Origin of the sequence: Streptomyces sp. NBC_01304, assembly GCF_035975855.1 — a bacterium.
In the GTDB taxonomy this organism is placed as follows: Bacteria; Actinomycetota; Actinomycetes; order Streptomycetales; family Streptomycetaceae; genus Streptomyces.
In genome coordinates this window covers 3,391,408-3,411,135 of sequence record NZ_CP109055.1, presented here as the reverse complement: position 1 = coordinate 3,411,135, position 19,728 = coordinate 3,391,408, and the positions used below count along the sequence as shown (strand labels likewise).

The window sequence follows — 19,728 nt, the reverse complement described above, 5'->3', positions numbered from 1 at the left end:
TGAGCGTCACTAGAGCCTGAGATCGCGGGGAGTCGGCCATCGGCCGGCTCCCCGCTTTCGTGTGCTCGGACCCGAGGCCTCAGGAAAAGCGGCCCAGCTCTGCCGCGAACGACGCCGGGTCGGCGTCGAACCCGCGGACCACGCGGCGGAACTCCCAGACCCCGGACGCCTCCCGGGTGAACTCCGCGACCGTGGCCGCGGTGTCGCCGGACACCTCCGCGAAGTCGCTGGTGGCCAGCTCCGTGTAGCCCGAGGCGATGCGGACCCCGGTATTGCGTATGGCGGCGAAGGTCTTGCGGCCCTCCAGCTGCGTCTGCTGTATGACGACTCCCACGACAACACGCGTGTACGCCTCGGGAATCCGGTCGAACTCCAGGACCATGACCTCGTCGAAGCCGAAGCCCTTGCCGTCCCGGCTGTCCCTGCTCAGCGTGATCGTGCCGTCGGGCGAGCGGCTGCCGAAGTGCACCACATAGGCCGGCTCGGCATACGGCGCGCCGGTCGGATAGGCCGCGGCCACGATGTCCAGGTCGTGCGGTGGCGCACCGATCGAGCTCGGGTCCCATTTGAGCCCCACCTCGACCTTCCCGAGGCCCTTCTTGACACTGCTCACCGGAATTCCCCCTCCTCGGCGCAGAGTTGATGCCGCTACGGCACCGCACGGCAGGTGTGACGACGACACACACGGTACGACGTACGACTGACAATCACCGAAGCCATGGTCAATCTCAGCAAGCGGGCCGACCCGGAAAGGGAGTTGGAGCGTGGCGGCCATCCAGCGATCATGGTGGGCATGACATGGAGCAGCGAACGACTGGATCTTGAGGGCTATCTGGCGCGGATCGGATTCGAGGGGAAGCCCACGCCCGATCTGGAGACCCTGCGCGGGCTGCACCGCGCACATGTGGCGTCGATTCCCTTCGAGAACCTGGAGATCGTGCTCGGCCGCCCGGTGCTGCTCGACATCGACGACCTCCAAAGGAAGATGGTGCGCCGGCGGCGCGGGGGCTACTGCTACGAGCAGAACTCGCTGTTCGCCGCCGTACTGGAGCGCATCGGCTTCCCCGTGACCGGATGGGGGGCACGCGTGCGTGCGGGTGCGCGGTCCCTGCGCGCCGTCACTCATATGGTGCTGAAGGTCGAGGCCGACGGCGAGCAGTGGCTGTGCGACGTGGGATTCGGCGGTGAGGGGCTCCTCGAGCCGTTCCTGCTCCAGGAGACGGGTGTGGTGCGCCAGGGCGGCTGGGACTTCGAACTCGGCGCCGAGGACGAGGGCGTACGAGTGCTGCGTACGCGGCGCCCGGACGGCTGGGGCGACCTGTACGCGTTCACGTCGGAGCGGCGGCACCCCGTCGACTACACGCTGATGAACTACTACACGTCCACCCACCCGCGGTCGTCCTTCACGGGGCGCACGGTCGCCCAGCGGACCTCCGCGGAGGCCCGTTTCCGCCTGGTCGACCAGGACTTCTCGGTCGTACGCGCCGACGGCTCGCACGACGAACGGCTGGTGCCCGCCGAGGAGTTGCCGGCCGTGCTCGCCGAGGTGTTCGGCATCGAACTCGACGCGGACGACAGCGCGGAGCTGATCCGGGTGCACTCTGTCGGGGAGTGACTGCGGCCACGTCATGGGCCATAGGATGGCGCGGTGCTGGTCAAGTGGATTCGCTGCACCGTGGTGGACCGTCGGGGGTTCGAGCGGGGCCAGCGTAAGTGGGCGGGGCTTCTGGGGGAGCCGGGGTTCCGAGGGCAGGGCGGAGGATGGAGCCGGTCGCGGCCGGATGTCGTCCACGTCTTCGCGTTCTGGGAGAGCCGTGCCTTCTACGACTCCTTCATGGCGCGCTCACACGACCGGCTGCACGCCACGCAGGCGGGAACGTACAAGGACATCCAGGTCAAGCTGTTCGACCATCGCTTCGATGTGAAGACGGGCTTCGAGCCGCGCTTCACCGACGCCGACGTGGTGCGGGTGGCTCACTGCCGGGTGCATCCCGAGCGCGTCGAGCACTTCGCGCTGATGCAGGAGAAGGTGTGGAACCCGGCCATGGCCGGGTCGCCGGGGATGATCCGCGGGCTCTTCGGCGCGGCGCCCGGCGACGAGTTCCTGATCCTTTCCATGTGGCAGTCCGCCGCCGAGCACGGAAAGTACCGCGCCGAGCGGGTCGAGCGGCTCTCGCTGCGGGCCCAGACGGAGGCCGACGTGGCGGCTCTGGCGGGCGACATCGTTCAGCTCGAACCGTCCTGGACCGTGTGACGGCGGGCGCCGGGCCTCTTCCCGAGCGGCGCCGGAACCCTTCCCGGACCGTGTGATCGCGCGATTGTCAGTGGGGCGATCTAGGGTTTCTCCATGGCACGTCCTCGGCGCATCGTCCTTGTCCGGCACGGCGAGTCCGAGGGGAATGCCGACGACACGGTGTACGAGCGCGAACCCGACCACGCGCTCAGACTCACCGAGACCGGACGGCGGCAGGCCGAGCGGACAGGGGGGTGGTTGCGGGACCTTTTCGACCAGGAGCAGGTCAGCGTGTACGTCTCGCCGTACCGCCGGACTCTGGAGACGCTGCGCGCCTTCCACCTCGACCCCGCGCGGATCCGGATCAGGGAGGAGCCGCGGCTGCGCGAGCAGGACTGGGGGAACTGGCAGGACCGGGACGACGTACGGCTGCAGAAGGCCTATCGGGATGCGTACGGGCACTTCTTCTACCGCTTCGCGCAGGGCGAGTCGGGGGCGGATGTGTACGACCGGGTGGGGGCGTTCCTGGAGAGCCTCTACCGCAGCTTCGAGGCGCCCGACCACCCGGAGAACGTCCTGCTTGTCACCCATGGGCTGACGATGCGGTTGTTCTGCATGCGGTGGTTCCACTGGTCGGTCGCGGAATTCGAGGCGCTCACCAACCCGGGCAACGCCGAGACGCGGGTGCTGCTGCTCGGCGACGACGGCCGGTACACGCTCGACCGGCCCTTCGAGCGCTGGCGGGAGCCGGAGACGTACGACAGTGAGCGGTGGTGACGCGTGCGAGGTCGCAGCCGGGGGACGAGCAGGGCGCCGGGACCCGGGACGCGCATGTGGGCGCGGCAGTCCGCTCACGCGATGTTGACGGTTCCACCCGATAGAGTGGCCCTGCGATGATCGCTGACTCCTCTTCCGAGCGCTTCGAGCGCGCATGGGCTGCCCTGCAAGGGCTGGCGGTGGGAGATGCCCTCGGCTCCCAATTTTTCGTCCCCGAGAACTATCCGCTGCTGAAGCGGCGCGAGGTGCCCGACGGTTCCTGGCAGTGGACCGACGACACCGAGATGGCCTGCTCCGTCCTGGCCGTCCTCGCCGCGCACGGCCGCATCGACCAGGACGCGCTCGCGCAGTCCTTCGCGATCCACCACGATTTCGACCGCGGCTACGGCCCGGCCGTCAACCGGCTGCTGCGCCTGGTCAGGGAGGGCGGCGACTGGCGCGAGCTCGCCGCCGCGCTGTTCAAGGGGCAGGGCTCCTGGGGCAATGGCGCGGCCATGCGGATCGCGCCCCTCGGTGCCTGGTACGCGGACGACCCCGAGCAGGCCACCCACCAGGCCGAGATCTCCGCGTATCCGACGCACCAGCACCGCGAAGGCGTCGTCGGCGCCATGGCGGTGGCCGCGGCCGCCGCCCTCGCGGCCGATCCGGCGGGGCCGCCCACGCCGACGGCGCTGCTCGACGGGGTGATCGCGCTGGTGCCGCGCAGCGCGGTGGGTGCGGGGCTGCGCCGGGCCAGGGACATGCTCGACTACAGCGACGCCTCGACGGTCGCGGCTGTGCTCGGCTGCGGCCGCCGCACCACCGCGCACGACACCGTGCCGTTCGCCCTGTGGTCGGCGGCCCGGGGGCTCGGAAACTTCGAGCGGGCCTTCTGGACCACCGCTCAGGTGGGCGGGGACGTGGACACCACCTGCGCCATCGTGGGCGGAGTCGTGGCCTCCCGGGCGACCGGCGCACCGCCGGCGGACTGGCTGCAGCGCACCGAAGGGCTGCCGGAGTGGGTTCCGGCCCCGGCGGCCTGACCCTTCCAATGCGTCCGGGCCCAGGTGGGCCCAGGTGATGGGCGTCGGCCCGTAGCCGTGCCTGCCGGGCGCTGCGGGCGGCCTCGGGACTGCACGGACCGTGCCACAGCGTGCCTCCGTGCCGGGCTGGTGTGAGGCGGCGGGGTCTCGCGTGCCGCCTGTGGATCATGGCAGCGGGTGTGTGAGGGGTGCGCGGCGGCTGCCGGGCCACCGGGCGGCTCCCCGTCCGAGCCGCCCGGCACCGTCGTACACCTGCGGGGGTCGCTCAGGCTCCCGGCCCGGCCTTCCCGCTGAGCGCCTCCAGGTCGCTCTTGCGGACCCTGATCACCAGGATCGCGGTGATCAGCGCGACCACGGCCATGGCGACCGCCGGGATGAACCCGGTCGAGATTCCCTCGGAGAGCACCTCGCGGCCCCACGAGGAACCCTTGGGGAACTCATGGGTCTTGAGGAACTCGGCCTGCTGTTCCGGCGTCGCCTTCTTCATGAAGTCGGCCGACTGGACCTTGCCCTCGTCCCTGCTGGCCGTGCCGAACACGGTCGTCAGGATGGCGAGGCCGAGCGAACCGCCCACCTGCTGCGTCGCGTTGAGCAGCCCGGAGGCCGCGCCGGCCTCGTGCTGGGCGACCCCGGAGACCGCGGTGAGTGTCAACGTCACGAAGTTGAGGCCCATTCCGAAGCCGAACAGCAGCATCGGGCCGAGCACTCCACCCACGTACGAACTGCTCGAATCGATCATCGTCAGCCAGCCGAGGCCCACGATGACGAACGAGGAGCCGGTGACCATGAACGGCTTCGGGCCGAGCTTCGGCAGCAGGGCCTGTGAGAGCCCCGCGCCGAACACGATCGCCACGGTCACCGGCAGGAACTTCAGGCCTGCCTCGATCGGGGTGTCACCGAGCACGTTCTGCACGAACAGCACGATGTAGAAGAACATCCCGAACATCGCCGCGGCGAGGCTCAGCATGATCACGTACGTGCCGGAGCGATTGCGGTCGGCGAACATCTTGAGCGGCGTGATGGGATCCTTGGCCCGCATCTCGATGAACACGAACGCCGCGAGCAGCACCACCGCCGCGCCGAACGACCCCACCGTCACGGCGTCCTTCCAGCCTTCGCCCGCCGCGCGGATGAAGCCGTAGACGAGCGCGGCCATGCCGGCCGTCGAGGTCAGCGCGCCCAGCAGGTCGAACCGGCCCGGGTGGCGCTCCGACTCGCTGATGTACATCGGCGTGAGTACCGCGATGAGAATGCCGATGGGTACGTTGACGAAGAGGACCCAGCGCCAGTCGAGCCACTCGGTGAGCATGCCGCCCGCCAGTAGCCCGATCGCACCGCCGCCTGCCGAGACCGCGGCGAACACGCCGAAGGCCCGGTTCCGCTCGGGGCCTTCGGGGAAAGTCGTGGTGATGAGGGCCAGTGAGGTCGGCGACGCGATCGCGCCTCCTGCGCCCTGCAAGGCGCGGGCCACCAGCAACTGCCAGGGTTCCTGGGCGAATCCGCCCAGCAAGGAGGCGAGAGTGAAGAGCAGGATTCCGGACAGGAAGACCCGGCGGCGACCGAGGATGTCGCCCGCGCGGCCACCGAGGAGCAGCAGGCCGCCGAAGGTGAGCGTGTAGGCGCTCACGACCCAAGTCAGGTCCGTCGTCGAGAAGTTGAGCTTGTTCTGGATGTCCGGGAGTGCGATGTTCACAATCGTCGCGTCGAGGACCACCATGAGTTGGCAGGCCGCGATGACGGCGAGGGCTATGCCGGGTCGTCCCTCCCGGCGGGCCGCGCCCGGCTTCGGCCCGGGTTTCGGGTCCTGAGTTAACTGAGAGGTTGTCACTATGGATCCCCCACAAGTGCGTTAGTGAACGCTCCCGTTCACTGTCGCGTCCAAGGTAGTGAGTCCCCGTCAGAGAACGCAAGCGTTCACTGAAGCTGCTACGGCGCGTTGCCCGGGAGCGTGTGCCCCGTCTTGTCGAGAGCCGTCGAAACCCTGACGGTTCGCCGCTCAACTGCCCCAACGGAGAGTCTCTGATGGTTACTTCGCGCTGGTCGGCGCCTGCTCCCGCTCAGCCGGCGTCCCCCCGCCGCCGCGGTGCCGTACTGGAACGCGCCATTCTCGACGCCGCCCTGGAACAGCTCGGCACCGTCGGCTGGAACGGCCTCACGATGGAGGGCGTGGCTGCCGGCGCGCAGACCGGCAAGGCCGCCGTGTACCGCCGCTGGCCCTCGAAGGAGGACCTTGTCGCGGACGCGCTGCGGGCCGGCCTGCCCCAGGTCGACGACGTGCCGGACAACGGCAGCATCCGGGAGGACCTGCTCCAGTTGTGTCTGCGGATGCGGGAGGCGTGGTTCACGCGTGCCGGCTTTGCGGTCCGCTCGGTTCTTCACGAGTGCGACACCGTCACGGCCGAGCGCTTCCATGGGCTGATCTTCGACGGTGTCGTACAGCCCTCGATCCGTCAGATCCGGGAGGTCGTCATCCGTGGCACGGAGCGCGGAGAGGTGCGTTCCGGTGCCGAGAGCGACTTCGTGTGCGAGGTCATTCCGGCGATGATGATGTACCGCTCGAAGGTGTACGGCAGCGAATGGCCGGCGGACGACATCGTCGAGATGATCGACGAACTGATGGTGCCGCTGCTGCGGCCGGGGACCGGGTGACCTCGTCCCCGGGACCGGCTGTCCTCGTCCCCGGGACCGGCTGTCCTCGTCCCCGGGACCGGCTGTCCTCGCCCCCGGGACCGGTTGACCTCGCCCCGGTGATCGGTCGGCCTCGTCTCCCCGGGCGCTCCGGCGGGCTCCGGCGGGGCAGGTTCCGCGTACCGGGTGTCGCGGCCCGCTCCCGGCGGCGTACTCTTGCTGGCGCCATGCCGTACGAAGCACCCACTCACACCGTCGAGCGCTCGATCCGCGCCACCACCGGAGCGAAGATCGTCGCCGGTGTCGACGAGGTCGGGCGGGGCGCCTGGGCCGGCCCCGTCACGGTCTGCGCCGCGATCACCGGACTGCGCCGCCCGCCCGAGGGCCTCACCGACTCCAAGCTGCTCACGATCAAGCGCCGCAACGAGCTGGCCGAGCTGCTTGTCGGCTGGGTCACCGCTCATGCGCTCGGTCATGCCTCCCCGGAGGAGATCGACGGCCTCGGCATGACGGCCGCGCTGCGGCTCGCCGCGGTCCGCGCCCTCGAGGCCCTGCCGGCGCGTCCGGACGCGGTGATCCTCGACGGCAAGCACGACTACCTCGGCGCCCCCTGGCGGGTGCGTACGGTCATCAAGGGCGACCAGTCCTGCGTGGCCGTCGCCGCCGCCTCGGTGATCGCCAAGGTCGAGCGCGATGCGATGATGGCCGAACTGGACGCCGAGCATGCCGAGTTCGCCTTCTCGGCCAACGCGGGTTACCCCTCGCCGGTCCACCAGGCGGCTCTGGCCGAGCGCGGTCCCACCCCGCACCACCGGCTTTCCTGGTCCTACCTGGACGGCCTGCCCCAGTGGCGTCACCTGAAGAAGACCCGGGTTCCCGTGCTCGGTGGCGCCGTTCCGGAAATTGAGGGGCAACTCGGCTTCGATTTCTGACACCATGCCGGTCGCACTTATGTGTGACCCGCCGGTGCGGCTCGCACCGGCGTTTGATAGACAACCACTCATGCCTCTCATTCCCGAGGAGCCTCAGATTCACGAGAGCGTCCAGGGTCCCGTCGCGCCTGCCGCCAATGGCCGCACCGCCCCGACCCGCCCCGTACCCGGTCCCCGTCCCGCGGCCCCGCGCCCCGGACGGCCTGGTCCCGGTCCCGCCCGGCCGATGCCGCCGGCCCAGCGCACCCCGCGCGAGCCTGCTGCCAAGCCGACGCCGGCCACCACCCCGTCCACTTCTGCCGCCACCCCGCAGATCCAGCTGATCCCGGCCTCCGCCGAGGGCGCGCTGGACGCTGCCGAGGAAGCGGTCGACCTGCTGCTCGACAGCGGCCGTGCGCCCGGCGACGTCCTGGTGCTGACCACGGGTGATCCACACCCGTGGGCCGCGCACGAGCTGTCCTTCGGTGAGGGCGCCTACTGGGCGCAGCTCGCCGCGGGCGACGACGTGTTCTACGCCGCCGCTGCCGATGCCGCCCGGGCCTCGACCCGTCCCGTGGTCGTCGTCGCCGTCAACGGCGGCAACGACGACGTGGCGGCCACCGCCCTGCCCCTCGCGCTCGGCAAGGCGGGCGCCCTGCTGATCGTGTGCGGCGACCCGCAGTGGATCAACTCCGCGTTGGGCGCGAGCGCCTGACGCTCCACGCTTGACGTGGGGCGGGCCCGCGCCGTGGCGTCGCCGGGTGTTGTACGGCGGCGTGCGCGGTGTGCGGCTTGTCGTGCCTTCGTGTTGCCCTCGCGACGTCAGGCCTGCGGTGCGGCACGGTGACGTGCGGCGGCCTGCAGGTGGCGAGGCGGTGAGCCGTGGGCGGTGGCACGTGGCCGTGCGCGGTTGTGCGGTCTCGTGCTGCCTTGCGGCCGGTGGGTCGTTCGTCGGTACGCTGCTGAGGGCGTCGCCGCGGTGTGCCGCTCGCGGTGGCCGCCCCGTGCCGCTCGCGGTGTCCGTGTTCCCGTCCGGCACGGTCAAGGGGCGGCGGGCGATGCGTCGTTGGGGGCAGGCGCCGAGGTCGTACGTCGCTGAGAGCGGTCCCGGGCCCGCACGGCTCAGGGCGCTGCGACGGTACGCGGCTCAGTGAGCCGGCGCCGGGCGCGCTTCACCGTGCCGGCGCCGGGGGTGCGGAACGACGCCGGAGCTGGGGGCGCGCCACCACGTCGAGGCCTGGGGCGTGTCACCACGCCGGAACTGGGGGCATGTCACCACTCCGGAACTTGGGGCGTGTCACCACGCCGAGGCCCGGCGCAGCCGAATCGCGGTTCCGCTGCCGTTCCGCTCGTGCGTCGCAGTCGGCGGACCGGTGCCGTTGAGCAGCCGCTCGGTGCTGGTGGCGGCGATGTGCGGACGGCGCCCGCCGCGCCCCTCGCCGAGGACCTGCCAGCCGCCGCGGGTCAGCGTGATGTACGCGCCGCACCGCAGGCCGTGCAGCGTGCAGGCGTCCCGCAGTCCCCACATCCAGGCCCCGTCCTCCGCGGTCCAACGCGCGTCCCCCTCACGGCAGTAGAGCAGCACCGCCGTACGCACCGGGGCGCGGCGCCGCAGGTCGTGCGGGATGACACGGCGCAGCTGGGCGAGCAGGGCGTTGCGGTACACCCAGCCGTCCGCGCCGGTGGCGTGCCGGGTGAACGACGCGCTCGCTCTGAGCCGCTCCTCCTGATCGAGGACGGCGACGACGGCCGTGTCCGGAGTGGGCAGGTGCCGCGCGTGCAGGCCGTTGACGACCTCGCGTGGATCGCGCAGCAAGGGGATCCCGGCGGCCGCCCATTCGGCGGGCTCCAGCATCCGGGCGAGTTGGTTGGCGGAATCGGCGGACACGGCGGGGACGGTCGCGGACCTCTGGGCCGGCAACTTCGCGGGCGACGAAGCCCCCGGCATCGATGTGGCTGCGGACGGAGCGAATCCGAAGGTCACGGTCCTCCCTTCGGCTACGCGCCCGCGCGGGCGGGCGGGTTCGGACAGGGGGAGCAACACCACAGCGCCCCACGGCACGGCAGCACTGCCGAGCCGCGGACGAGCCGTGCGGGGATCGGCTCCAATTCTCGCCCCCGTACCGGTCCCAGGCAACGAGCAATTGACGAGCCTGACCGTAATCGGTGGGTGCGCCACCAATATCCCTGCCCAACTCGACCACCGGCGACGCGCGGTCGCCTCGAAGGATGGTGGAGCCCGCAAGCCACGCGGCCGAACCGGCCGCGTATCGCCTAGCCGCCCTGGTACGGCGAGGTCACCCCTGCACGGCGAGGACCAGCGGCAACACCCCCTCGGCGCCCGCCTTGCGCAGCAGTCGCGCCGCCACCGCCACGGTCCAGCCGGTCTCGCTGAGATCGTCCACGAGGAGGACGGGGCCCTGCGCCGCCCGCACCGCCTCGGCCACGTCCTGCGGCACGACGAGCGCTCCGTGCAGGGCGCGCAGCCGCTGGGCGCTGTTGGAGCGGTGCGGCAGGATCTCCCCGTCCTCCGTGGCGGCGTACGCGAGCGAACCGAGCAGCGGCATGCGGCCGATCTCCGCGATGCGCGTCCCCAGAGTCCCGATCAACTGGGGCCTGGTGCGCGAGGCCATGGTCACCACACCCGCCGGCCGGGCCAGGGCCTCCGGGTCGCCGGAGGCCCAGCCGCCGGGGCCCTTCGCCCAGTCGGCCAGGACTTCCACGACCGCCTTCACCACGTCGTCGGGGACCGGGCCGTCCGGCGTCTGCGGGGCGAGCATGGGGCGCAGGCGGTTGCCCCAGCCGATGTCGGAGAGCCTGCCGAGAGCCCGCCCCGGCAGAGCCTGTTCGCCTTGCGGGATACGGCCCTTGAGGTCGACGCCGATCGTGGGGAGGCCGGTCGGCCACATCTTGCGGGGCTCCACCTCGACGCCGGCGCGGCCCAGGTCGTCGCGGGCCGCGTCGAGCGATCCGGCGGACACCTCGACGGTGAAGCGGGCGCCCTTGCAGTTGTCGCAGCGGCCGCAGGGGGACGCCCCCTCGTCGTCCAACTGGCGCTGCAGGAACTCCATGCGGCAGCCCGTGGTGGCGGCGTACTCACGCATCGCCTGCTGCTCGGTCTCGCGCTGCCTGGCCACCCAGGCGTAGCGCTCGGTGTCGTACGTCCAGGGCTGTCCCGTGGCGATCCAGCCGCCCTTCACACGCTTGACCGCGCCGTCCACGTCCAACACCTTGAGCATCGTCTCGAGCCGTGACCTGCGCAGCTCGACGAGAGGCTCCAGTGCGGGCAGCGACAGCGGCCGCTGCGCGTGCGCGAGCACGTCGAGCGTGCGGCGCACCAACTCCTCGGAGGGGAAGGCGAGTGAGGCGAAGTACTCCCAGATCGCCGCGTCCTCACGACCCGGCAGCAGCAGTACCTCCGCATGCTCGACGCCACGGCCCGCGCGGCCGACCTGCTGGTAGTAGGCGATCGGCGACGAGGGCGAGCCGAGGTGCACCACGAAGCCGAGGTCCGGCTTGTCGAAGCCCATGCCGAGCGCGGAGGTGGCGACCAGCGCCTTCACCTTGTTCGCGAGCAGGTCCTCCTCGGCCTGCATCCGCTCGGCGTTCTCGGTCTTTCCGGTGTACGACGCGACGGTGTGGCCCCGGTGCCGCAGGAAGGTGGTGATCTCCTCGGCGGCCGCGACGGTGAGCGTGTAGATGATGCCCGAGCCCGGCAGGTCGCCGAGATGATCGGCGAGCCAGGCGAGGCGCTGGGCGGCGTCCGGCAGCTGCAGCACGCTCAGGCTGAGGCTCTCGCGGTCCAGCGGGCCGCGCAGCACCAGGGCCTCGCCGCCGCCGGTGCCGAGCTGCTCGGCCACGTCGGCCGTCACGCGCGCGTTGGCCGTCGCGGTGGTGGCCAGCACCGGCACGCCCGCGGGCAGGTCGGTGAGCATGGTCCGCAGGCGGCGGTAGTCGGGGCGGAAGTCGTGTCCCCAGTCGGAGATGCAGTGTGCCTCGTCGACCACCAGGAGGCCGGTGGCCGCGGAGAGCTTCGGCAGCACGTTGTCCCGGAAGTCCGGGTTGTTGAGCCGCTCCGGGCTGACGAGCAGGACGTCGACCGTGCCGGCGGCGACCTCGTCCTGGATCTGGTCCCACTCCTCGGTGTTGGACGAGTTGATCGTGCGGGCGCTGATGCCGGCCCGGGCAGCCGCCTCCACCTGGTTGCGCATGAGGGCGAGCAGGGGCGACACGATCACGGTGGGGCCGCTGCCGCGCTCGCGGAGCAGGGCGGTGGCGACGAAGTACACCGCGGACTTGCCCCACCCCGTGCGCTGCACGACCAGGGCGCGGCGCTTGTCGGCGACCAGCGCCTCGATCGCCCGCCACTGGTCCTCGCGCAGCCGGGCTCGGCCGCTCGGGTCCCCGACGAGGCGGGCCAGGACGGTGTCGGCCGCTGTGCGCAGCTCCGCGTTGCTCGTGTGCTCCATGCCCCCATACAACAGGAGGGGTCGGACAACCGGTGACCGAGCAGGTGTCGTGGCCGGTTGGTGGTGGGCGTGGTCGCTCGTGTCGTTGCTCATGTGGCTGTGGCTGTGGCTGCGGCTGGGACGGGTCCCGTGGCCGTGAGCGGTGCCGTGGTCATGACGGTCGCTGTCGTTGTGGCTGTTCATGCGTCCATGCAAGCGGGTCGCTCCGACAATCGGCGCCGGGATCGACCAGCCTGTGGAAAACCTCTGACGTGTCCACGGCCGGGGTTATCCACAGGCCAAAGCGGAGGATGGGAATCCGCGGGACAGTCTGCGGCATGACTCATCACAGCGACGCCGCCGGCGGGCCCGGCGAGCAGACGATCGGCCTGCGCGGCCCCGGTGAACTCGCCGACGCACTCCCGTACTTCCTCGGATTCCACCCCGACGACAGCGTGGTCCTCATCGCGACGCACGGCGAGCGCGGCCGCTTCGGCGGGCGGGTGCGCCTCGGTATTCCGGAGTACGAGGAGGACTGGCCGGAGATCGCCGTCGCCCTGGCCAAGGGACTGGTGACCGGAAGCGAAAGGCGCAGCGGGAAGCCCGACGGCATCGTCGTGTTCCTGTGCCGCGACCCCGCACCGGGTGGGAACGCACGCCAGGTGATGGAGCGGCTGCGGCCGCTCGCCCAGGCCCTGCGGCTGGCATGCGGCGGACTCGACGTCCCGGTGTACGAGGCGCTCTGTCTGTCGGGCGGCCGGTACTGGTCGTACGTGAATGCCTGCGACGACCCCATCTGCTGCTCCCCGGACGGCACGCCGGTGGCGCGGCCCGGCACCTCGGCCATGGCCGCCGCGGCCGCCTATGCGGGGCTCCAAGCACCCAGCTCCCTGCGGGAGATGGAGCGAAGGCTCATGCCCTTGGAGGGAGCCGTGGTGGCGGATCAGGAGCAGGCACTCGACGCGGCGGCGATCGCGCTCGTGCCCCGAATCCTGGAAGGCGACCGGGGCCGGATCGGGACCGAGACCCTGGAGGTGGCCGAGCGCGTCATGGCGCGGCTCGGCGGAGCGACAGCGGTCGGCCCCGGTGTCGATGCGCGGGACGACACGTTGCTCTCGGTCGACGAGGCCGCCGCCCTGATCCTCGGGCTGCAGGACCGGGACACCAGGGATCGGGCGGCGGCCTGCATGGAGGGCGAGGGCGCGGCGCCCGCGCTCCGGCTCTGGCGCGCTCTCGCCCGCCGTTGCGTCGGCCCGTACGTGGAGCATGCTGCGGCGCCGCTGACCCTCGCGGGCTGGGTCCACTGGTCGCTCGGCCAGGAGCCGGAGGCGCGGGTCGCGCTGCGCATGGCGCTGCGGATCGATCCCGAGTACACCTTCGCCCAACTCCTGCATCAGGCCTGCAATGAAGGGCTCGACCCCGAGACGATCCGCAACTGCCTGCGCCGGTTGCCTGCCGGGAGCGGGGCCGAGTTTCCCTGGGAGGACGGCGCCGGGCCTTCGGACGGTCGGGCCGAACGGGGCGTCGGGGGAGCGGTGCCGGCCGGGCGGGACGACCTCCCTTCGGCCGGCCCGGACGACCTCCCTTCGGACTCGGACAGCGCCGCCACACCTGCCCCGGACCTGCGAGCCCCAGCCTCCCGAGGCAGGACGCGCCCACCTGCCCCGAAGGGCTCACGCCGTCCCGAGGGGCCGCAGGGCAGGAGCGGGGAGCGCTCGGGCAAAGGAGCTTCGGTCGGGGCGAGTTCGAGGACGAGGAAGAGTCCAGGTGGGCGGGGTGCGGCGGGGGAGCGGTGAGGTGCGGACGAGGGTCGGGCAGGCCCTGGCCGCCATCCGCCTCGGCGTGGATCGCCCGGCTCGTCCGGCCCGCGCACGCCCTGCTCGACGGAACCCGGCCCCGCGCCCGTGACCTGCAGCGGTGGCGCCCCGTTCACCTGAGTGGCGGAGCTTTTCCGGCCGCCGCCCGACTTTCGATCGCCCCACGTCGGGGACCCGCGCGCGATGTCCGTTCTCCGGCCGGCCGGACAACGGCACCGGAGCGTCCGGCAGGGGCCCGTGCGGGACTGCCGTCAGGGAATCCCGCACAGCACCACCCGACCGGGAATTTCGTGCCGGACCTCGATGCGGGGTCCCCGCACGGGCCTCCGGTCGGCGCTGGATGAGTTGTTCGGCTGAGGGCTTGAGTTTGGTTCCGGGCCGGGGACTTGGGCTTGGTCCCTGACCGGGACCTGAGTGTGGGACTCCGGTCGGGGAGCTCGACGGGGCATTCGGCCGGGAGCCCTTGCTCAAGCCTCCGACCGGGAGCCCGGGCTCGGGCCTGCGACCGGAACCACCAGACCGTCCGCCCTCTCCTGCGACCGCCCCGCCCGGAACCGCCCTGAACGCCCGCCAAGCACCCACCCGTTCCCGAGCCCCGCCCGAAACCGCCCTGCACTGCGACCGCCCCGCCCGAAACCGCCCTGAACCCCCGCCAAGCACCCACCCGTTCCCGAGCCCCGCCCGAACTGCCCTGCCGCCCCCAACCCACACCGCGTACCAACCCGAGAGAGCGCAGAAGAGACTCGCCCATGCCCCCTTCAGTGCCGAATCCCGCGCCCGGCAGGGAGATCCGTAGCGCCCCCAGGTCGGCGCGTTCCCAGAGTGGTGAAGTGCCGGTGCCCGGACCCCGGCGCCCCGCCGAGCTGCCGCCCGCGCACGCCGCGCTGATCTGTGTCGCCATGCCGGGCCTCGCGATCTCCCCGGAGCACGGGCAGCTGACCGGGCAGGGGCTCGAGGGCTACTACCGCGCGGGCCGCAGGCTGCTCTCCCGTTGCCGGCTGCGGGTGGCCGGACGCGAACCGCTCGCCGTGCAGGCCCGGTTGGTCTCCTCGGACCGGGCCCGCTTCGTGGCGACCCTGCGGCCGGCAGGGGAGGGCGGCCCCGACCCGGTGGTGATGGTCGAACGCACCAGGGACGCCGACGGCACCGAGCGGATCACTCTGCGCAGCGCGGCGAGCCGTCCGCTGAAGCTGCCGGTCGAGGTGTCCCTGGCCACCGACCTCGCGGAGCTGGGCGCCGTCGCCTCGGGACGCCCGGGGGCCGAACTGCCCGCGAGCGTCCACGACTCGGGCATGCGCTGGTCCTCGCCGGCCGGCCACGCAGTGGTCACCGCCGAGCCACCACCGGACGACGCGCTCGCCTCGGCGGGCCTGCTGCGCTGGGACCTGGAACTCCCCGCGGGCGGTACCCGCACCATCGAACTGCGGGTACGCCAGGACGGCGTGGCCCCCTCGCGTCCCGTCGGCAAGGGTGCGGGCAATCCGTTCTCCGGGGCCATCGCCACCGGCGACGACCCCCGCGTGCCCGCCCTGCTGACCACCTGCGTCGACGACCTCCAGGCCCTCCTCCTGCGCGACCCCGAGCGCCCCGCCGACGTCCACCCGGCGGCCGGCGCACCCTGGCGCTGCGGTCTCGCCCCCGCCGAGGCGCTCGCCGCCGCCCGGATGACGCTGCCCCTGGGCAGCAGGCTCGCCGCGGGCACCCTGCGCACCCTCGCCCGCACCCAACTGGCCGGTCCAGGGCCGAAGTCGGGTCTCATCCCGGGCCCGCTGCGCGACGCGGGGCCACATCTGCCGCCCGGCTGCACAGGCATCGAGGCGACCCTGCTCTTCCCGGCGCTGCTGGCGGAGGCGTACCGCTGGGGTCTGTCCGCGCAGGAGACCGAAGACTTGCTGCCCGCCGCCGAGCGCTGCCTGGACTGGCTGCGTACCGCCGTGCGGGACGGCGTCTACCTGCCGGATCCCCACCCCGGCGGCCCGCTGCGCTGCGAGACCCAGGCCCACGCCCACCGCGCCGCCCTGCTCGGCGCGGACCTGCTCGACGCGCACGACAGGCCCGGCGCGCCCGAATGGCGGCACTGGGCGCGGCAGTTGCGTACGGCCTTCCGGTCCGACTTCTGGGTCGAGGACCGGGGCGGCGGCAGCCCGGCCGCCGCCCGCACCCCCGACGGCCGCCGCGTGCCCCACCTCGGCAGCGCGGCCGCGCACCTCCTGGACACCGGCCTGCTCGGCGGCGGCGCCCTCGCCCCGGGCCTGCTCGACAAGGTGCAGACCGAGCAGCTGGCCCGGCTGCTCGGCGGCCCCGCGATGGACTCGGGCTGGGGGCTGCGCAGCCTGAGCGCCAAGGAGGCGGGCCACAACCCGTTCGGCCACCGCGGCGGCGCCGTCCGCGTCCACGAGACCGCGCTCGCCGCCACCGGCCTGGCCGCGGCGGGCTACGACAAGGAGGCCAACTCCCTGCTGCGGGGCCTGCTGGCGGCGGCCGAGGCCTTCGGCAGCAGGTTGCCGGAGATGTTCGCGGGGGAGCAGCGCACCGAGGGCGGCGCCCCCCTGCCGCACCCCGCCGCCTGCCGCCCGGCCGCGACCGCCGCCGCGGCCGGAATCCAGCTCCTGGTGGCCCTCGCCGGCATCCGCCCCGACGCCCCGGCGGGCACCGTGACCCTGGACCCGGTGCGCAGCGCCCCGCTCGGCGAGGTGGGATTCACCGGCCTCACGGTCGCGGGCAGCCCGTTCTCCGTACGGGTCAGCAGGCTGGGCCTCGCCATGGTCGAGGAGGCGGCCGACGGGCTCCAGCTCGGCGTCTGAGCCAAGCCCGACCGACGCCTGGGCTCAGCCCCAGGACAAGACCGACGTTCACCCGAGGAAGGGACCGGCTCTCACCCCGAGGAAGGGACCTGCGCCCATCCCAAGGAAGGGAGTGTTTATCGTCAGGCAGACGACTATGATCGCCGCATGTCGCCCTACGACCCGTCGGCCTTTCCGCCCTTCGCCGTCACCGTCGACCTGGTCGTCCTGACCGTGCGGCGCCACGCGCTCTGTGCGCTGGCGATCCGTCGGGGCGAGCCGCCGTTCCAGGGGCGGTGGGCACTGCCCGGCGGCTTCGTACGGGACGACGAGGACCTGGCGGCCGCCGCCGCGCGCGAGCTCGTCGAGGAGACCGGGCTCTGTGCGCACGACCCGCAGGCCCCGCCGCCCGTACCGGGCAACGGCGCCCACCTCGAACAGCTCGCCACCTACGGCGACCCCAAGCGCGACCCCCGCATGCGCGTCGTCAGCGTCGCCCACCTGGCCCTCGCCCCCGACCTGCCCGCGCCCCGGGCCGGCGGCGACGCGAACAGCGCGCGCTGGGCGCCCGTCGAGACCTTCCTCGGCCAGGAAAGCGAGCAGGTGGGCCCGCTCGCCTTCGACCACGCCCAGATCCTCGCCGACGGCGTGGAGCGCGCCCGGTCCAAGATCGAATACTCCTCCCTCGCCACCGCGTTCTGCCCGCCGGAGTTCACCGTCGGGGAGCTGCGCCGGGTGTACGAGGCCGTGTGGGGCGTCGCACTCGACCCGCGCAACTTCCACCGCAAGGTCACCGGCACCCCGGGATTCCTCGTGCCCACCGGCGGCACCACCACCCGTCAGGGCGGCCGCCCGGCCCAGCTCTTCCGCGCGGGCGGGGCCACCCTCCTGAACCCGCCGATGCTCCGCCCGGAAGTCTGACCCGGATTCCGCTCCGGGCCCGGGTGTACCCCGCCACGCGCCCGTTCTGCTCCGGGCCCGGGTGCGTTCCGGCCCGCACCCCATCGACGTACGGGCATGTGATCAGGCGGCGTACCGCCGACTCGCACATGTGTCGCGACCACACCCACAGCCCGCTTCCTGCCTGAAATAGCGGAAATATCGCGTTATGTTGCTGCGGTACCTACGGGGTCCGTCCGTCCCCGAACCGGCGGACTGCCCCCGGCCGCGTCGTCCGCCGAGCGGTCGCCACATCCCGCGAGAGAAGCGATGATCCAGGCCACCGGACTGACCAGCAACACCCGCAAGGACCAGCCTCCCGTCGTCGACGACGTGTCGTTCGAGGCGCGCTCCGGGCGCGTCACGGCGCTGCTCGGCGGGCCCGACTCCGGCACCGGCACGATCCTGAGGCTGATGCTCGAGCTGCAACCAGGGCGTGGCATCACCTACTTCAGAGGCCGCCCGCTGAGCCGCATCGCGCATCCGGCCCGCGAAGTCGGCGTCCTCCTCGGGGACGTCCCCGGGCACCCGGCGCGCACCGTACGAGGCCAGCTGCGCATGCTCTGCGCCGCCGCCGGCATCCCCGTCACCCGCGCCGACGAAGTACTGGAGGCCGTCGGCCTCGTCAGCCTGCGCGACCAGCGCCTCGGCACCCTCTCGCGCGGCATGGACCGCCGCCTCGGCCTCGCCTGCGCCCTCCTCGCCGACCCGCACACCCTCGTACTCGACTCGCCCGCACAAGGCCTCTCCGCGCGCGAGGGCGGCTGGCTGCACGGCATGCTGCGCGCCCACGCCGAACAGGGCGGCACCGTCCTGTTCACCACCGGCGACGCCAAGGAGGCCGCCCGCACCGCGGACCGCGTCGTCACCGTCGAGCAGGGCAGGGTCGTCGCCGACCAGGAGGCGGAGGAATTCGCCCGCACCCGGCTGCGCCCGCGCGTCGCCGTCCGCTCCCCGCAGGCCGGACGGCTCGGCGCGTTGCTGACCAAGGAGGCGCGGATCGGCAAGCGGTCCCTGGAAGTCGTCCGTGAGGACGGCAGCAGGCTCTCGGTGTACGGCAGTACCTGCGCGGACGTCGGCGAGACCGCCTTCAAGCACAACGTCCTGATCCACCAACTCGCCGACGAGGTCGGCGACTCGGGCCCCCCGTCACCGCCCGCGCCTCCGCGCGTCGAGCCCGCGCCCGCGCGTACCGGCAGTGACCGCCCGGAAGCACCCGAGGGCGAAGCCCCCTCCCCCCTGCCGCCCCCGATCACGGTCCGCACCGCCCGCGGCCCGCTGCGCCCCCTGCGCTACGAGGTGCGCCGCGCCACCGGCATCGGCACCGGATATCTCACCGCCCTGCTCGTCCTCGTCGTCTCCGCCGTCATGGCGCTGTTCCTCGCCAGAACCGGTCACACCCCGCTGCACCGGGTGCTCGCCGCCTGGCCCATGGAACTCCCGCTGCCCCCGGCCGCCATGGGCGCGGGCCTGCTCGGCGCCGTGGCCTTCGGGGACGAGTTCCGGCACCCGGCCCTCGCCGCCGACCGCGGCACCGTGCCCCGCAGGATCGGCCTGCTCGGCGCCAAGCTCGTCGTCGCGGCCGCCACCGCGCTGCTGCTCGCCCTGGCCACCGTGCTCTGCGACGGCGTCCTCCTGCACCTCGTGTACGGCGAGGAACTCACCAGGCTGCCTGCCGACTGGCGTTCCCTGCTGGCCAGTTGGCTCGGCCTGGTGACCGGCTGCGCCTGGGCGGGGCTGCTCGCCGCGGGCGTCTTCCGGTCCGCCACCGCGGGGTTGGCGGCACTGCTCGCCGTGCCGGTGCTGATCGTCCCCGGAGTGCAGAAGCTGCTCGAAGGCCCGTCCGCGCGCTCCGCCGCGGGCCTGCCCGGCCGGCTGCGCGAGCTCGCCCTGCTGCAGTGGCCGATCGGCGGCGAACGCTACGTCGCCGCCGTCGTTCGCATGATCGCCCAACCCGTGGGCGGCGCGCTGCTGTTGAGCCTCACCGCACTGCTCGGTGCCTACCTGCTCATGGGTGTGCGGGGCAGGCTCCGCTGAGCCCCGTCACTCCCGATCCGCGCGGGCCGCGCGGCAACGGATCGCCCCGCTGCGGTCAACTCCCCGAAGACACTTGGGAAAAACACCTGGAACACGGCCTATTTATTTCTATAAGGCGTCAATTGAGGCAGGG

At 72.5% G+C, this 19,728-nt stretch carries 15 protein-coding genes; 11 read left to right on the top strand and 4 right to left on the bottom strand.

The genetic code is table 11. The features are described from left to right. Window positions 1-79: 79 nt before the first annotated feature. A complete protein-coding gene (locus OG430_RS14830; protein ID WP_327359100.1) occupies window positions 80-637 on the bottom strand; it encodes a TerD family protein in 558 nt (185 codons plus the stop codon). An 81-nt stretch (window positions 638-718) separates the two neighbouring features. Between OG430_RS14830 and OG430_RS14825 the strand changes: the two genes are divergently transcribed. From OG430_RS14825 to OG430_RS14810, 4 genes are all read left to right on the top strand, one after another. Beyond that, window positions 719-1,615, top strand: coding sequence for an arylamine N-acetyltransferase family protein (locus OG430_RS14825; RefSeq protein ID WP_327352960.1), 897 nt, complete (start codon window positions 719-721; stop codon window positions 1,613-1,615). A gap of 33 nt (window positions 1,616-1,648) precedes the next feature. Then, window positions 1,649-2,254, top strand: a complete 606-nt coding sequence (locus OG430_RS14820) for a YdbC family protein (protein WP_327352959.1) — start codon at window positions 1,649-1,651, stop codon at window positions 2,252-2,254. Window positions 2,255-2,347: 93 nt separating this feature from the next. After that, entirely contained in the window at window positions 2,348-3,010 is a 663-nt protein-coding gene (locus OG430_RS14815) for a histidine phosphatase family protein (protein WP_327352958.1), read from the top strand. Between the two features lie 116 nt (window positions 3,011-3,126). Beyond that, window positions 3,127-4,032 carry an ADP-ribosylglycohydrolase family protein gene (locus OG430_RS14810; RefSeq protein WP_327352957.1) on the top strand — a complete coding sequence of 302 codons (906 nt, stop codon included), beginning with the start codon at window positions 3,127-3,129 and terminating at the stop codon, window positions 4,030-4,032. A gap of 265 nt (window positions 4,033-4,297) precedes the next feature. Here OG430_RS14810 and OG430_RS14805 read toward each other — a convergent pair whose 3' ends face one another. Next, on the bottom strand, window positions 4,298-5,860 hold the full coding sequence (locus tag OG430_RS14805; protein ID WP_327352956.1) for an MFS transporter: 1,563 nt from the start codon (window positions 5,858-5,860) through the stop codon (window positions 4,298-4,300). A 194-nt stretch (window positions 5,861-6,054) separates the two neighbouring features. Here OG430_RS14805 and OG430_RS14800 point away from each other — a divergent pair, with 194 nt between their 5' ends. The 3 genes from OG430_RS14800 to OG430_RS14790 all read left to right on the top strand — a co-directional run bounded on the left by OG430_RS14800 (window position 6,055) and on the right by OG430_RS14790 (window position 8,286). Beyond that, on the top strand, window positions 6,055-6,681 hold the full coding sequence (locus OG430_RS14800; protein ID WP_327352955.1) for a TetR/AcrR family transcriptional regulator: 627 nt from the start codon (window positions 6,055-6,057) through the stop codon (window positions 6,679-6,681). A gap of 206 nt (window positions 6,682-6,887) precedes the next feature. Then, on the top strand, window positions 6,888-7,592 hold the full coding sequence (locus OG430_RS14795) for a ribonuclease HII (protein ID WP_327352954.1): 705 nt from the start codon (window positions 6,888-6,890) through the stop codon (window positions 7,590-7,592). Window positions 7,593-7,662: 70 nt separating this feature from the next. Then, entirely contained in the window at window positions 7,663-8,286 is a 624-nt protein-coding gene (locus tag OG430_RS14790; RefSeq protein WP_327352953.1) for a hypothetical protein, read from the top strand. Between the two features lie 582 nt (window positions 8,287-8,868). Here OG430_RS14790 and OG430_RS14785 read toward each other — a convergent pair. After that, window positions 8,869-9,555 (bottom strand): hypothetical protein, encoded by a 687-nt coding sequence (locus OG430_RS14785; protein WP_442816496.1) that lies wholly within the window; start codon window positions 9,553-9,555, stop codon window positions 8,869-8,871. A 313-nt stretch (window positions 9,556-9,868) separates the two neighbouring features. Next, entirely contained in the window at window positions 9,869-12,040 is a 2,172-nt protein-coding gene (locus tag OG430_RS14780; protein ID WP_327352952.1) for a RecQ family ATP-dependent DNA helicase, read from the bottom strand. A 317-nt stretch (window positions 12,041-12,357) separates the two neighbouring features. On the opposite strand from OG430_RS14780, the gene OG430_RS14775 reads away from it, so the two are divergent. From OG430_RS14775 to OG430_RS14760, 4 genes are all read left to right on the top strand, one after another. After that, the gene (locus tag OG430_RS14775; protein WP_327352951.1) at window positions 12,358-13,815 is read left to right on the top strand and encodes a DUF4192 domain-containing protein; all 1,458 of its coding nucleotides are present in this window, start codon (window positions 12,358-12,360) and stop codon (window positions 13,813-13,815) included. 920 nt (window positions 13,816-14,735) lie between these two features. After that, window positions 14,736-16,640, top strand: a complete 1,905-nt coding sequence (locus OG430_RS14770) for a glycogen debranching N-terminal domain-containing protein (RefSeq protein WP_327359098.1) — start codon at window positions 14,736-14,738, stop codon at window positions 16,638-16,640. 147 nt (window positions 16,641-16,787) lie between these two features. Continuing rightward, window positions 16,788-17,540 carry an NUDIX hydrolase gene (locus OG430_RS14765; protein WP_327352950.1) on the top strand — a complete coding sequence of 251 codons (753 nt, stop codon included), beginning with the start codon at window positions 16,788-16,790 and terminating at the stop codon, window positions 17,538-17,540. 288 nt (window positions 17,541-17,828) lie between these two features. Further along, window positions 17,829-19,595: an ABC transporter ATP-binding protein gene (locus OG430_RS14760; RefSeq protein WP_327352949.1), complete on the top strand. Its 1,767-nt coding sequence runs from the start codon at window positions 17,829-17,831 to the stop codon at window positions 19,593-19,595. Window positions 19,596-19,728: the final 133 nt, after the last annotated feature.

Excerpts from the sequence above, each read along its gene's own strand:
- OG430_RS14825 (WP_327352960.1), top strand. The coding sequence starts at position 719 with ATGGTCAATCTCAGCAAGCGGGCCGACCCGGAAAGGGAGTTGGAGCGT.
- OG430_RS14815 (WP_327352958.1), top strand. The coding sequence starts at position 2,348 with ATGGCACGTCCTCGGCGCATCGTCCTTGTCCGGCACGGCGAGTCCGAG.
- OG430_RS14810 (WP_327352957.1), top strand. The coding sequence starts at position 3,127 with ATGATCGCTGACTCCTCTTCCGAGCGCTTCGAGCGCGCATGGGCTGCC.
- OG430_RS14800 (WP_327352955.1), top strand. The coding sequence starts at position 6,055 with ATGGTTACTTCGCGCTGGTCGGCGCCTGCTCCCGCTCAGCCGGCGTCC.
- OG430_RS14795 (WP_327352954.1), top strand. The coding sequence starts at position 6,888 with ATGCCGTACGAAGCACCCACTCACACCGTCGAGCGCTCGATCCGCGCC.
- OG430_RS14790 (WP_327352953.1), top strand. The coding sequence starts at position 7,663 with ATGCCTCTCATTCCCGAGGAGCCTCAGATTCACGAGAGCGTCCAGGGT.
- OG430_RS14780 (WP_327352952.1), bottom strand. The coding sequence starts at position 12,040 with ATGGAGCACACGAGCAACGCGGAGCTGCGCACAGCGGCCGACACCGTC.
- OG430_RS14775 (WP_327352951.1), top strand. The coding sequence starts at position 12,358 with ATGACTCATCACAGCGACGCCGCCGGCGGGCCCGGCGAGCAGACGATC.
- OG430_RS14770 (WP_327359098.1), top strand. The coding sequence starts at position 14,736 with ATGCCGGGCCTCGCGATCTCCCCGGAGCACGGGCAGCTGACCGGGCAG.
- OG430_RS14765 (WP_327352950.1), top strand. The coding sequence starts at position 16,788 with ATGTCGCCCTACGACCCGTCGGCCTTTCCGCCCTTCGCCGTCACCGTC.
- OG430_RS14760 (WP_327352949.1), top strand. The coding sequence starts at position 17,829 with ATGATCCAGGCCACCGGACTGACCAGCAACACCCGCAAGGACCAGCCT.